This is a genomic window from Undibacterium sp. JH2W (assembly GCF_049340425.1).
Classification (GTDB): domain Bacteria; phylum Pseudomonadota; class Gammaproteobacteria; order Burkholderiales; family Burkholderiaceae_D; genus Undibacterium.
On the sequence record NZ_JBMPOT010000016.1, the window covers coordinates 11,752 to 24,700 of the forward strand.

14 protein-coding genes are annotated in these 12,949 nt (G+C 50.0%); 10 read left to right on the plus strand and 4 right to left on the minus strand.

Annotated elements, in window-relative coordinates; all coding sequences use genetic code 11:
- Window positions 1–11: 11 nt before the first annotated feature.
- Complete coding sequence (locus ACO0LC_RS22100; protein ID WP_423007153.1) at window positions 12–662, minus strand: hypothetical protein; 651 nt, start codon at window positions 660–662, stop codon at window positions 12–14.
- A gap of 626 nt (window positions 663–1,288) precedes the next feature.
- Here ACO0LC_RS22100 and ACO0LC_RS22105 point away from each other — a divergent pair.
- A complete protein-coding gene (locus ACO0LC_RS22105; RefSeq protein ID WP_423007348.1) occupies window positions 1,289–3,760 on the plus strand; it encodes a PAS domain S-box protein in 2,472 nt (823 codons plus the stop codon).
- 119 nt (window positions 3,761–3,879) lie between these two features.
- On the opposite strand, the gene ACO0LC_RS22110 is transcribed toward ACO0LC_RS22105, so the two are convergent.
- Together ACO0LC_RS22110 and ACO0LC_RS22115 are read right to left on the minus strand one after the other, a co-directional pair.
- Window positions 3,880–4,638 carry a spondin domain-containing protein gene (locus ACO0LC_RS22110; protein WP_423007154.1) on the minus strand — a complete coding sequence of 253 codons (759 nt, stop codon included), beginning with the start codon at window positions 4,636–4,638 and terminating at the stop codon, window positions 3,880–3,882.
- A 10-nt stretch (window positions 4,639–4,648) separates the two neighbouring features.
- Entirely contained in the window at window positions 4,649–5,419 is a 771-nt protein-coding gene (locus tag ACO0LC_RS22115; protein WP_423007155.1) for a spondin domain-containing protein, read from the minus strand.
- A 268-nt stretch (window positions 5,420–5,687) separates the two neighbouring features.
- On the opposite strand from ACO0LC_RS22115, the gene ACO0LC_RS22120 reads away from it, so the two are divergent.
- The 7 genes from ACO0LC_RS22120 (at window position 5,688) to ACO0LC_RS22150 (ending at window position 10,159) form a co-directional block, all read left to right on the plus strand.
- Window positions 5,688–6,260, plus strand: a complete 573-nt coding sequence (locus tag ACO0LC_RS22120) for an RNA polymerase sigma factor (protein WP_423007157.1) — start codon at window positions 5,688–5,690, stop codon at window positions 6,258–6,260.
- Between the two features lie 16 nt (window positions 6,261–6,276).
- Window positions 6,277–6,621 carry a hypothetical protein gene (locus tag ACO0LC_RS22125; protein WP_423007159.1) on the plus strand — a complete coding sequence of 115 codons (345 nt, stop codon included), beginning with the start codon at window positions 6,277–6,279 and terminating at the stop codon, window positions 6,619–6,621.
- On the plus strand, window positions 6,608–6,928 hold the full coding sequence (locus ACO0LC_RS22130) for a 4Fe-4S binding protein (protein WP_423007161.1): 321 nt from the start codon (window positions 6,608–6,610) through the stop codon (window positions 6,926–6,928). Before ACO0LC_RS22125 ends, ACO0LC_RS22130 begins: the two co-directional genes overlap by 14 nt.
- Window positions 6,929–7,036: 108 nt before the next feature.
- Window positions 7,037–7,516, plus strand: coding sequence for a GNAT family N-acetyltransferase (locus ACO0LC_RS22135; protein WP_423007163.1), 480 nt, complete (start codon window positions 7,037–7,039; stop codon window positions 7,514–7,516).
- Between the two features lie 3 nt (window positions 7,517–7,519).
- Complete coding sequence (locus ACO0LC_RS22140) at window positions 7,520–8,482, plus strand: AraC family transcriptional regulator (protein ID WP_423007165.1); 963 nt, start codon at window positions 7,520–7,522, stop codon at window positions 8,480–8,482.
- Between the two features lie 86 nt (window positions 8,483–8,568).
- On the plus strand, window positions 8,569–9,675 hold the full coding sequence (locus tag ACO0LC_RS22145; protein WP_423007167.1) for an alpha/beta hydrolase family protein: 1,107 nt from the start codon (window positions 8,569–8,571) through the stop codon (window positions 9,673–9,675).
- A gap of 52 nt (window positions 9,676–9,727) precedes the next feature.
- Window positions 9,728–10,159, plus strand: a complete 432-nt coding sequence (locus ACO0LC_RS22150; protein ID WP_423007169.1) for a hypothetical protein — start codon at window positions 9,728–9,730, stop codon at window positions 10,157–10,159.
- Between the two features lie 75 nt (window positions 10,160–10,234).
- Here ACO0LC_RS22150 and ACO0LC_RS22155 read toward each other — a convergent pair whose 3' ends face one another.
- Entirely contained in the window at window positions 10,235–11,179 is a 945-nt protein-coding gene (locus ACO0LC_RS22155) for an amino acid ABC transporter substrate-binding protein (RefSeq protein WP_423007171.1), read from the minus strand.
- A gap of 148 nt (window positions 11,180–11,327) precedes the next feature.
- Here ACO0LC_RS22155 and ACO0LC_RS22160 point away from each other — a divergent pair, with 148 nt between their 5' ends.
- Both ACO0LC_RS22160 and ACO0LC_RS22165 read left to right on the plus strand, forming a co-directional pair.
- Entirely contained in the window at window positions 11,328–11,972 is a 645-nt protein-coding gene (locus ACO0LC_RS22160) for a helix-turn-helix transcriptional regulator (RefSeq protein WP_423007173.1), read from the plus strand.
- On the plus strand, window positions 11,969–12,934 hold the full coding sequence (locus tag ACO0LC_RS22165; protein WP_423007175.1) for a threo-3-hydroxy-L-aspartate ammonia-lyase: 966 nt from the start codon (window positions 11,969–11,971) through the stop codon (window positions 12,932–12,934). Before ACO0LC_RS22160 ends, ACO0LC_RS22165 begins: the two co-directional genes overlap by 4 nt.
- The last annotated feature ends 15 nt before the right edge of the window (window positions 12,935–12,949 follow it).

A 12,949-nucleotide genomic window follows, 5' to 3' on the forward strand; every position in this document is an offset into this window, starting at 1 on the left:
ATTTTAGAATCTTAATTCGGTAAGTCAGGATTATCGTGACTATTGGCCAGCGTATCGTTGAGTACAGAGATCAGCAGTGAGCGTGTCAATTTGGATTTGGTTGTATAGCCATCAATGGCAAATTCTTCGCTGACTTGCTGTTCCGGCGCATAACCTGGTTGTCCGGTACGCAAAACTATGCGCAGATTGTTTAAGGCCATTTCATTGCGAATGACATTCACCAGTTTCAAGCCCGCATCCACTGTCTCCATGACCACATCCAGCAAGACCAGTGCAATATCAGGATTGGCACTGATGACACTGCGTGCTTCTTTGGCAGAATAAGCGTGCATAAATTCCAGGGGACGGCCATGAATCTTGACCCCACTCAAAGCCAGTAAGGTGGTGTCGTGCACATTGCTGTCATCGTCAGCGATCAGGATTTTCCAGGGATGCAGTTCCAGCTTGGGTTGCAATGATTCTTCATCTTCTTCAATAAAATCAATGATGTCATCATCCTGATTGGCGCCCAGCACGCCATCGGATATGGAGTCATTGCCCCAGTATGAATACATCCCCAAGACCATTGATCTTTCATTTTTTGCCAGAATTTCAACTGCCATTTTTCCGACATAAAGATCATTATGCAACAAGCCGGGTATCCTACTGTGTTGGTTCTTCATCAGTGTGCTCCCTGTTGCTTGAATTTGCCTACTTTCAGTTCAATCTTATGTGAAGCAGACAGCATAATCAAGACCAAAAATTTCGAAAATGTTAAATAATGATTATTGCAACAATCACTTTTCATTAATATTGATCTAAGTCGCTAATTGGGCTGATCTTCAGTGCTACTATTTAATCTTAAAAATCAGATACCTTTATTTCCTAGCTGAACTGACTCAGATTCTGGCAAAACTCAATGCGAGCAGCAATTTGACGCTCCTTGAGTGCGTGAAAAACAGTCATGCTGGATCAGGAGCAGGCGTGGAGCTTGACACTTTTTTGCATGGTTCGTGTGGGTAGTATCTCTATGCCATCCATCTATCTTTCCGCTGCCATCATCACCTCACTCGTGACCAGCTTCTTAAGCATGCTGGTTCTGTTCTATGTTCAGCACTTACACGTACATGCAAGAGCGACGCGCTGTTGGGCTTTGGCTTATGGCTGTCTGGTACTAAAGCAATTATGTAATTTTCTTGCAGATGACCATACCCCTGTCTTCAGTCTTGCAGCAGATGTTTTTTTGCTTGCCTACATTTGCTATTTATGGGCAGGGACCAGAATCTTTCATGGTCAGACCGTGTATGTCATGCCTGTCATGCTGGGGTTTTCAGTAGGCACGTTATGGCTGTTGATGACTTCCTTGACGGCTGTCACTCCCTTGTGGAGCATGCTGCCGGTTTATTTGCTCTCCGGTGTCGTCTTGATGAGTGCAGCGTCGAATTTCTGGCGTGCCCGGGGTGAGAAACATAGTCTGGGGTTTCAATTGCTGGGGAGCCTGATTTTCCTTAAAGGCCTGCAACTGCTGGGTTTCCCTTTCTTGTCTCGACGCACAGAGTATGTGGCATGGGGCTATGAAGTGGCGGCTTTCCTGGATCTGGTCATAGGCATGTTGTTCCTGGTAGCAGCGCTGTTGCGCCAACAAGATGACATGGTACGTGTCAATGATAGTCTGAAGCAGGAGATGGACGAGCGCAAGAATATAGAGCGTTTATCCAAAGAGCGTGAGACTCTGTTTGAAAAAGTATTTCAGATGGTACCGGATGTGTTGGCCATCTGTCGCGAGAAAGATGGCCGTTATCTGGATGTGAATCGACATTGGGAAACCATTACTGGCTACACCAGAGATGAAACCCTGGGGCGTTATTCACTGGAGTTGAATTTGTGGATGGATGCCAGCCTGCGTGATGACATGCTGGCTATCTTGCGGTGCGATGGTGAAGTCAATAATTTTGAAACCATCTACCGGCACAAGCTAGGCCATCCCTATCATGTGCTGATATCGGGTACACGTTTTGATGCCGGCGGTGAGCCCTATATTGCTTATGCCATGCAAGACATTTCAGCTTTACGCAAGGTTGAGCAATTACAGGAAAAAGTTGAGCGGGCATTGCAGGAACGGGAAAAATTACTGTCCACCGTATTCCAGCTTGTACCTGATACCCTGACCATCACCAGAATGGCAAGCGGGGAATATGTCGACGTCAATCGCAACTGGGAACCTATTTCAGGTTATACCCGCGAAGAAGTCATAGGTCGCACATCGAATGACATTCAACTATGGGACAAACCTGAGCAACGTGACGAGTTGATCAGCAGGATACGCCAGCAAGGCGAAGTCCACAATATGCAAATCGCTTTCCGCCACAAGCAGGGCCATATCAGTCAATGCCGTGTGTCGGGATCACAGTTCGAAGCTGGTGGTGAAGCCTATCTGTTACTGTCTTCGCGCAATATAGACCAGGAACTCAGTGCCGAGGCAGCACGCTTGCAAGTCGAGTCATTATTACGTGAAAATGAGCAGAAATATTCCACCTTGTTCCAGTTGTCGCCTATCCCGCTGGGCCTGGTGGATGTGCATACTGATTGTATAGTTGAAGTCAATGATATCTGGCTCAAGGAATTCGGCTACCAAAGAGAGGACATCATAGGCCGCACCACCATGGACATGGGCTTTGTCGCACAAGCGCAAGAGCGGGAAAAGTTCAATGCCGATCTGTGGCGGGATAAAAAAGTCGATCAGCTAGAAGTGCGTATCCAAAACCAGTTGCAGGAAGAAATGATCTTTCTCTTGTCAGCACGTTTGATACGCATGCATGATAAGTCCATGTGCATATTCTCTTTGTTGAATGTGACCAGGCAGGTGCAGATAGAGCAGGAAATTCGCGAGATGACGGCGCAACTGGAAGAACGTGTCAGGTTACGTACCCTGAACTTGCAGCAAGCCAATGCAGAACTGGCCGCCGCCATGGAATCTTTACGGCATACTCAAGACGAGTTGGTGCGCTCTGAAAAGATGGCGGCCCTGGGTTCTCTGGTTGCCGGTGTCGCCCATGAACTCAATACGCCCATAGGCAATAGCGTCACCGTCGCCAGTACTTTGCAAGATAAAACCAAAGAGATGCTACACGACGTCAGTGAAGGCAAACTGAAACGCTCGACACTGATGAACTACCTTGAAAATGCCGCCACAGGAACTGCCTTGCTGATGCGCACCCTGGGCATGGCGCGTGAACTGATACGCAGTTTCAAACAAGTGGCAGTTGATCAATCGAGTAACCACAGAAGGCAATTTGACTTGCAGACTGCGCTGGAAGAGCTGATCGTGACTCTCGCCCCCATGTACAAGAAAACGGCATACACCCTGGTGATGGAACTGGAGCCTGGCATCATGATGGATAGCTACCCAGGCCCACTTGGACAAATTATTACCAACTTCATGACCAATGCGCTAACACATGCTTTTGAATATCGTGAGCATGGTGAAATGCGCTTAAGCTCTCGTCGAATGGATAGCGATAAAGTGCAAATCGTGTTTGCTGACAATGGCATAGGCATGAGTGAACAAATACAGAAAAGGGTTTTTGATCCGTTTTTTACTACCAAGCTAGGGCAGGGTGGGTCGGGGCTGGGCATGAATATCGCCTATAACCTGGTGACGGGTGTGCTGGGCGGCGAGATACAATTACTTAGCAAGCCTGACGAGGGGGCGACATTTATCATGAGCTTGCCTTTAATGGCACCGCAATTACGTGCGGAGCAAGAGAAAAGGGAGGGGTAGTTGCTGCTTGTTTGTTTTGCTGCAGATAAGCACTTTCAAGCTTAGACATGCAAGAAAAAAAACTTGAGGTGGCCTGCGTTCAGGCAGGAGCAGGCCACCTCAAAAAAAAGCAGTTTTTTTTATTGCGTACGTTTGATCGTCAGTGTAGCGACGGGATTGTCCCAGCGATGCACCTGCGTCAGTGCAGAAGTCGGCAAGCCATCATCCTTGCTGACTATACCTGGATGTATGTGCACAACATTGATGACATCGTCACGCACAGGATTAAATCCTTCCCGCTTGCCGCCAGAATTCGCCGTTGCAGGGCCAGGTACCGTGTCAGCACTTTCTGTATTACGCTCAGTGCCTGCATCATATGCCAACAGCCTGAGTGTAGTGCTGCCACCAGCAGTCAGTTGTGCCAGGGACTGTGCATAGACACCGGTAAAACCGTCATTCGTGTTGCCCAGCATGCTCGCCATTGACAAGCGTAAATTGGGCAAACTGGCTACCGGTACTGTCAGGTAGACGGTGGATTTATTTCCAGCCCCTGGCAATAAGGGGCCGCCAGTACCGACAGCCGTTGCAAATACCGACTTGGAGCTGCTTGCCAGAGCTACCAGGGGAGCTGACTCGCCTCCTTCTGCCAGCCTTTCCAATTCCACGCTGGCTGTTTCACCAGGATTGAATAATTTAAAGCCATCATCATGGGCCACTGCAACCATGGGAGTCAAAGGCTGGCCTGCAGTCAAATTCACCAGTGTCACTTCAAAGACTGCAGGTGTGCTAATGGTGACGACCTCTGCTGGTGGTTTGTTATCGTGGCCACCACAAGCACTCAGCAAAGCGGTGACAGCCAGCGAAATCAAGCTCGTTGTAAAGCCTAAGGAGTTGCGCATATGCTTCTCCTTATTTGACAGTGAGAATAACACGTGCCACCGGGTTCAACCAGCGATACACCGTATTGTCGAGGGCGCTGGGGCCACCATTGGCGCTACCAACAATGCCACGGTGTATGTGCACAAATCCTTCTTTGGTGGCATTGGTGAAGCCTGTCGCATTTGGATTGATATCAGCTGATAGCTTGCCTGTCGCGTCATTCAAGAACGCAGGGAAAATCATGCCGGGCTGATTGATGCCACCGGCTGCAGCTTTCCTTTCATCATTGGCTTCAGTGCCAGCATCATAGGCGCTGACATTGTAAGTATAGGTGCCTGGGGTCGTAGGAATATCAATTGCATTCAGGGCGAGGAAGCCATCATTGGTGGGTACCAGCATGGCCAGCAGCGTGAGCTGGGAGTTGGCAGTACCTGCGCCACCGCTAAAAGTGCTGGTCGTTGCACTGCCGCCTGGCTTTAAAGGACCTTTGGCTGGATCGACCACCTTGACCGTGCCAGCAGGCAGCAAGGCTTGCATGCCTGTCGTGTCACCTGCTTCGGCAATGCTTTGCAATTCCACACTGGCAGCAGTGCCATCTGTAAAGGCCTTGAAATTTGCAGGATGTGCTGCGACCAGCATGGGTGTGAACCAGGTTCCTCGTGTTAAATTAGTCACGGTCACCGTCAAATCTGCAGCAAAAATGGCAGGAGACGCAGCAAAAAATGCTGAAGCCAGCAGGATTTTTTTGAAAAGAACAGAGTGGTTTTGGGGTGTCGATGCTCTATCGTTATTGATATACATGTTGTCATTTTCCTCGGTCTGGATTGATTGAAATAGATGCAATTTTTATGCGGGCTGCAACATTCAGTCGTCGCAACAAGCACTTCCTTACAAAGATTTTTAAATTAAATTTCAGCCTTGCGTTGCCCACACAAGTATTTCGAAATGGCATGCAAATAGTGAGATGATCACCTATTTATTCAGTCATGAGGACAAGCCAAAGACATGGAAATTTGATGTTTCATACAGATATCTACAATATTTCCGGTGACAGTACGTCTACATCGGTATGGACACGACACATAACCCAGATGAGCTGATGGCGGATCAGGATAATCACATCACCGAAACGGTCAGGCGCGAACGCGGGCGGCTGGGGAGTTTCATACGCAAACGCGTTGCCGATGCCAGCGAGGCTGAAGATATTCTGCAAGATGTGTTTTTTGAGCTGGTAGAAGCTTATCGCTTGCCCGAGCCTATAGAACAGGTCGGTGCCTGGTTGTTCAGAGTGGCGCGCAATCGCATCATAGACCGTTTTCGCAAGAAAAAAGAAGTCGCTTTGCCGGATTTGGGAGAGGGGAGCGATGATGAAGAATGGCTGGACCAGATTTTGCGCTCAGCCGATGGCGGGCCAGAAGCGGCGTATGCGCGCAATCTTATGCTCGCCGAGCTATATGATGCTTTGGATGAATTACCTGAAGAGCAGCGTGATGCCTTTGTAGGCCATGAAATAGAAGGGCAGAGCTTCAAGGAAATGTCTGCCGCGACTGGCTTGGGTGTGAATACCCTGTTGGCGCGCAAACGCTATGCAGTCTTGCACCTGCGGGTACGCTTGCAAGACTTATTGGAAGAATTTAATTGAAACTGGAGAAATTAATATGTGGAAGCTATTGAAAGTATTAAAAGTTATGACACTGATTATTGTCGGTGTCAGCGTCTTGGGTTGGGTCGTGATGATGCTATGGAACTGGCTCATGCCAGCCTTGTTTGCAGGTGCACGCAGTATAGACTTCTTGCAGGCACTTGGTTTGCTGGTGCTAAGTAAAATCCTGTTTGGCGGCATGCGTGGTCATGGTGGCTGGCACAAACATGGAGGTCTGCACGACCATCATCGCCGCTGGGAAAAACTGACACCAGAAGAGCGCGAGAAATTCCGCCACGGCATGTTTGGCCGCAGAAAACACAGGGATGAAGGGCGTGGTCACAATCATGAGCGAGTCTGAGATGCCGGTGCATACCGAAGCAAACTGTAAACAGCAAGCAGGTATCATTATCCCGGTAGTGAACTTGAGTAAATGCGAAGGCAAGGCAGACTGCGTTCCTGTTTGCCCCGAGCATGTCTTTGAAGTTCGCCGCATTGCCGATACTGATTACCAGCAACTGACCTGGCTGGGTAAACTCAAACAGCGTGTGCATGGCATGCAGGTTGCCTACACGCCCAATGCCGATGCTTGCCGCGCCTGTGGCCTATGCGTATCTGCCTGTCCGGAGAAAGCGATCACCCTGCAGCGCTCAGCATCAGTAAAATAGGGTTGGAGGCAACATCAATATGCCATATGTTTTAAAATAGTCATCTTTTGCAAGCAGGCTTGAAATATATCCTGCGGTATCTTTTTGATTTGCTGAGTAGAGGAACAGATGACTATTTTTTTGCGTATAGCTGAGCCCAATGATCTTGACGCCATCGTGCAATTACGTATGCGCTTGTTTGATAATCTTGTCGACTTCAACAAAGGCAAGGGTGTGGATGATGCATTGATGCAGGCAAGCCGTAATTATTTTGCTGATGCATTTCAACATGGGAATTGCAAAACATGGGTAGCTGAAGAACAGGGACAGATCGTTGCTTGCGGCTCGCTGGTCGTATTCGTGCGCCCACCTTATCCTGGCAACACGGCAGGCAAGGATGCCTACCTGCTTAATATGTATACCCTTGTAGAGTATCGCAAATTAGGCCTGGCCAGAAAAATTGTACGACTGGCGATGCAGTATGCCCATGAGCAGGGATATGGCAAGGTCTGGCTGCATGCTACAGAGGATGGCCAGCCGTTGTATGCATCAGAGGGATTTCTGGGGAGTAGTGATTACATGGAGTGGGAAGTCAAAGCCGGAGTGTAAAGCGTGAACGATCAAGCAACGGCAGCGCAGCCGCAAAGCCAGGCTCAACACCAGTCACACTACCAGGCGCGCATGCACAGAGTGCTGGAGCATATAGACCGCCATCTCGATCAACAACTGGATCTGGAAGCGCTGGCCGCAGTCGCGCATTTTTCTCCTTTTCATTTTCACCGCCTGTTTGCTGCCTGGATGGGCGAGCGCCTGGGTGATTATGTGCGCCGTCGTCGCCTGGAAGCTGCTGCCTTCCGTCTGTTTGCCCAGGCGGGCACGCCCGTGCTGGAAATAGCCTTGTCAGTCGGCTTTGGTTCGGCAGAAGCTTTTACCCGCGCCTTCAAGGACAAGTTTGCCTACACCCCGGCCGCGTGGCGGCAACATCAGCTCCAACTGCACCGTGAGAATAGCAAGATTAATCAAGTCTTGAGCAAGAACGATCAATTGCAATCTTACGCCTCCTTCCATAATGGCATCTCTACCAATTTGAAAGAGGTGAGCAGAATGGATGTCAAATTAATACACAGGGCCGCTGTCAATATAGCCTACCTGCGGCATATAGGGCCATATGGCGCGCCAGTAGGCCAATTCTGGGCGGACACTGTCGTACCATGGATGTCCATGCACAATCTGTTTGGCAGGGCGCGTTATGGCATCAGCCATGATGACCCTAGTGTTACTGAACCTGAACTATGCCGTTACGACGCTGCAGTCGAGTTGCCAGTAAATGCTATTGCTCCCGGCAACGCCTTGCAAACCACGATTCCTGCGGGAGAATATGCTGCCCTCAGTTTCAAGGGACGCAATGCCGAGATAGAGGAGGCCTGGGCCTCGATCTTGCGCGACTGGCTGCCATCCAGCGGCTATCAGCTCGACGCTCGTCCTTGCTTTGAATATTATTCTGCCACCGCTTGTTTTGATCCTGATACAGGCATCTTTGATTGCGACATCTGTATTCCTGTCGTACCTCTCTGAACTATCTCTTGCCGCTTTACAGTCACGCGCTAGCACTATCTGCACCATGGTCTACATGTGTCCCATTCTTTAGAAAGCTCGCTTCCATGATTTCATTCATCCGCCATATTCTTGTTTCTTTGAGTTTGTTTGCACTGGCAAACTGTGCTGCGTCTGCTGAGTTTGCTGGGGCATCATCCAGGCCGCATCCGGTAGGAATGCAGACACTACAGTATGAAGATAGCAGCCGTCTCGATTGGACCGCCAGTAAACCACGTCCGCTGGCAACAACCATCTGGTATCCGGCGCAAGCAGGGGTAATAGAAAAAGACTGGGATGTCGCCATCTTTAAAGCAGGCTCCAATGCCATGGGGGCTGGCTTGTCCTTGACACCGCAAAAGCTGCCCTTGATTTTGCTGTCACATGGCACCGGTGGTTCTGCTGCTTCCATGGCCTGGCTGGCAGAGAGCCTGGCGGCGCATGGCTACGTCGTGGCAGCAGTCAATCATCATGGCAATACAGGTTATGAAGACAAGACCCGCCTGGAAGGTTTTGTAGTGTGGTGGGACAGGCCACAAGATCTTTCTGTTGTGATAGACAAGTTGCTGGCTGATCCTGTCTTTGGCAGCAGGATAGATGCGCAACGTATCGCCGTCGCCGGTTTTTCCATAGGCGGCTACACGGCATTGGCCAGCGTGGGTGGCCGCATCAGTTATGCGCAATGGGAAGAGTTTTGCGGAAAGAATGCCAGCAATCCAAATTGCAAATTGCCACCAGAAGCCAAGTTCAGTCCAGCAGAGTTGCAGACCCTGCTCAAAGAAAACCAGCGTATCAAGGATGCCATCGCGGTATCTGGCGCATCGTATAGCGATGCGCGCATACGTGCTGCCTATTCCATTGCCCCGGTCATGGGCAGGGTAGTAACCAAAGACAGTATGACCAGCATCAAGGTGCCAGTGCGTATCGTCGTCGGCGCAGACGATGATCAGGCCATACCTGAATTCAATGCCCAGGTATACGCTGCAAATATCGCGAACAGCACGATGCAGATACTGCCAGCGGTCACCCACTATAGCTTTCTGGCAGAGTGCAATACGCTGGGTAAAATGGTCGCACGTCAGGTCTGCGTTGATCCTGCAGGAGTAGATCGTGCTGCCATACACCAGCAAGTGGCGGCAGATGCCCTGAAATTTTTTGATGACAAACTGCGCTGATTCCTATTCAATAAGAAGCTTATAGTCTTCACATCGATAGTAAAACCAAGGTATGCCAGCCAAATTTTATTTCAGTTTTGCAGATCATTGGCGTGGTGCGCCGCTGGCGTACTGGGTGCATCTGCCAGTTGCAGATCGGCCCGATTGTTGGCAAGCGCCATTACCACCCTGCATACTGCATAAAGGCTATGCCTACCTGCATGTAGAGTTTGAAAAACATGAATTAATCTTCAGCTCACCAGCACAGTTGCAGCACTTTATAGACGTACTGTCAAAAACTGCCTTGCCTACCACAATGCATCTGTCTTCATTGAGGGATGCGCCGGTAGGGCCGAATGGGCATTGGCTGAGTCGTTTGCCAGCCAGCTTGAAGACGCCACGCAAGCGTGCCAAGCTGGTAGTCGCCATACGGGCAGTGCAAGCTGTGGTAGTCAGTGCAGAACTGCCACATCAATTTGCATGGGAAAAACACTTGCAGCAATGAGCCTGGCATTGGCTTTAGCCAGATAAATGCCAGGCTCATGAGGCATGTATAAGCAGAGGTAACGAGGGTCTGGCCTTACTTCTTTTTAATCAGATTTCTTTGTGCGTCGGGCACCTCGGCATACACCGCCGGGTCACCTGAATCCGTTGGTTTGGCAAAGGCAACTTGCAATTGCGGAGAAACCGGGAAACGCAAGTTGATACCCTTGGGAGCTATCGTGCTGGTAAACCATTTCGCATAAATGCCATTGATTTCGCCGGATGTATAGATCGTGCTGATAGTTGCATCCACCAGTTTTTTGAAGGCGGCATCATCACGGCGCAACATGATGCCATAGGGCTCCAGTGATAAAGGCTCTTTACTCATTTCATAATCGGCAGGGTTTTTTGCGCCAGCTGCCAGGCTAGCCATCAGTATGTCGTCCAGGGCAAAAGCAGAGGCGCGACCAGTGTCCAGCATTAAAAATGCCTCTGCATGGTCGGCGGCAGCAACGATATTGAGGCCCAGGTTTTGCTCGCCATTCATGATCGTCAATTGTTTGATATTGGCCGTACCTGCTGTGGAGACCACGGTTTTTCCGCGCAAATCTGCCAGGCTATGGATGCCGGATGATTTTTTATACATCAAACGGCCCGCCGCCAAAAACATGGTGGGTGCAAAAGCCACTTGTTTTTGACGCTCCAGATTATTGGTCGTTGAACCGCATTCCAGGTCTATTGTGCCGTTCGCCATCAAAGGCAACCTGCTGGCCGAGGTGACAGGGTTGAATTCAGCTTTCAGATTTGCCAGACCCAGATGCTTTTGCACCGCACTGACGACTTTTTTACACAATTCGACAGAGTAACCCTGATAAGCCTGTTTATCATCAATGAAAGAGAAGGGCACAGACGAATCACGTACCCCCAGTGTAATGACGCCACTCTCCTTGATTTTCTTTAAAGTGCCGGTCAATTCTTCTGCCTGCGCATTGCTCACGATAAAGCCGCCTAGCAGCCATGCTGTTGCTACAAATAATTTCACGTCATCTCCTTAGGGTATTCTTGGACTTGTATAACAATTTCAAAAATTGGCTAAACCTAAAAATGGCCCGGGTTTTTAAAAAAGAGCGCCATTCTAACCATAAATGTCAAATATTGACAACTTGTTGTAATCTGACATAATGTCAGTCATGAAGATCACAGAAAATCAATTACTGCTGCGAGAAGGCAAAAAAATCGTTGATGCGCTGGGAAAGACTTTCTTTCCCCTGGTTGAGGTCGTGCTGCACGATCTGACCTTGGATGAGCATCATGTGGTTGCCATTTCCAATAATTTGTCTGGCCGCAGCATAGGTGCCAGCACGACTGAAATCGGCCTGGCGCGCATCAGCGACCCCAGTTTTCCTGAGGTCTTGCAAAGTTATCCAAATCAGTTTCCAGATGGCCGGCCCGCCAAGAGCACCTCGATAGGCATCAAGAATAGTGAGGGCGAATATGTCATGGCGATTTGCCTCAATATTGATGTCTCTTTGCTGAGTGCAGCAGCATCAAGCTTGCAGCAACTGGTACAAACCGAGTCGCCACCGGTGGACATCAAGGAAAACCTGGTGTCACCGAGTCTGGACGTCATACGCAGCACGCTGGAGCACTATGCCACCAGCCTCAATACCACGCCACGCATGCTGACCCCAGCGCACAGGCGTGCCGCCATACAGCAATTGTCACAGGCAGGATTAATGGATTTGAAAAATGCCCAAAGCATCGTCGCCAATACCCTCGGCATAGCCCGTTCCACGGTGTACACCTATCTGCCACAGAAAGGGAGCGCCGCATGAGCCAATTACCTATCAGTTTTGATGATATCGCAGCCGCCCATGGCCGCATCTCTGCCGTTGCGCAACGTACCCCAGTGATGACTTCACGCATGGCAAATGTATTGACAGGAGCACAGGTTTTTTTCAAATGCGAAAACTTCCAGCGCTCAGGTTCATTCAAGTTCCGTGGTGCCTACAATGCCTTGCTGCAGTTCACTGCCGAGCAACGTCAGCGCGGCGTCGTCACTTTTTCTTCTGGTAACCATGCGCAAGGCATCGCCCTGTCAGCCTCTTTGCTGAATATGCCCTCCGTGGTCGTCATGCCGCATGACGCGCCTGCTGTCAAAATATCTGCCACCCGCGCTTATGGCGCAGAAGTTATTTTGTATGACCGCTACAAGGAAGACCGCGCCGCCATAGGCCGAAAACTGAGCGAAGAACGTGGCCTGACCTTTATCCCACCTTTTGATCACCCTCATATCATGGCCGGGCAGGGGACGCTAGCCAAGGAATTGATAGAAGAAGTCGGTAATCTTGATGTTTTGCTGGTGCCGCTGGGCGGTGGTGGCCTGCTATCCGGTTGCGTCACTGCCACCAAGGCCATGCAGCCCAATTGCCGTGTCTATGGCGTAGAACCCCAAGCAGGCAACGACGGACAGCAAAGCCTGCGCTCTGGCGAAATCATCCATATCGCCACGCCCGACACTATCGCCGATGGCGCGCAATCCCAGTATCTGGGCGTGCAACCATTTTCTGTTATCAAAGACAAAGTCGACGACATCCTCGCCGTCGAAGATGAACAACTGATAGACGCAATGAAGTTCTACGCCAACCGCATGAAACTCATCGTAGAACCCACCGCCTGCCTGAGCGCCGCGGCACTGTTTGGCGGCCACCTTAATTTGCAGGGTAAAAAAGTGGGTGTTGTCATCTCTGGTGGCAATGTTGACCTGGCGCGCTTCGCCTCATTGATCAGTATGTAGTCAATCAGCGGAATT

Excerpts from the sequence above, each read along its gene's own strand:
- ACO0LC_RS22100 (WP_423007153.1), bottom strand. The coding sequence starts at position 662 with ATGAAGAACCAACACAGTAGGATACCCGGCTTGTTGCATAATGATCTT.
- ACO0LC_RS22105 (WP_423007348.1), top strand. The coding sequence starts at position 1,289 with ATGCCTGTCATGCTGGGGTTTTCAGTAGGCACGTTATGGCTGTTGATG.
- ACO0LC_RS22110 (WP_423007154.1), bottom strand. The coding sequence starts at position 4,638 with ATGCGCAACTCCTTAGGCTTTACAACGAGCTTGATTTCGCTGGCTGTC.
- ACO0LC_RS22115 (WP_423007155.1), bottom strand. The coding sequence starts at position 5,419 with ATGTATATCAATAACGATAGAGCATCGACACCCCAAAACCACTCTGTT.
- ACO0LC_RS22120 (WP_423007157.1), top strand. The coding sequence starts at position 5,688 with ATGGACACGACACATAACCCAGATGAGCTGATGGCGGATCAGGATAAT.
- ACO0LC_RS22125 (WP_423007159.1), top strand. The coding sequence starts at position 6,277 with ATGTGGAAGCTATTGAAAGTATTAAAAGTTATGACACTGATTATTGTC.
- ACO0LC_RS22130 (WP_423007161.1), top strand. The coding sequence starts at position 6,608 with ATGAGCGAGTCTGAGATGCCGGTGCATACCGAAGCAAACTGTAAACAG.
- ACO0LC_RS22135 (WP_423007163.1), top strand. The coding sequence starts at position 7,037 with ATGACTATTTTTTTGCGTATAGCTGAGCCCAATGATCTTGACGCCATC.
- ACO0LC_RS22145 (WP_423007167.1), top strand. The coding sequence starts at position 8,569 with ATGATTTCATTCATCCGCCATATTCTTGTTTCTTTGAGTTTGTTTGCA.
- ACO0LC_RS22150 (WP_423007169.1), top strand. The coding sequence starts at position 9,728 with ATGCCAGCCAAATTTTATTTCAGTTTTGCAGATCATTGGCGTGGTGCG.
- ACO0LC_RS22160 (WP_423007173.1), top strand. The coding sequence starts at position 11,328 with ATGAAGATCACAGAAAATCAATTACTGCTGCGAGAAGGCAAAAAAATC.
- ACO0LC_RS22165 (WP_423007175.1), top strand. The coding sequence starts at position 11,969 with ATGAGCCAATTACCTATCAGTTTTGATGATATCGCAGCCGCCCATGGC.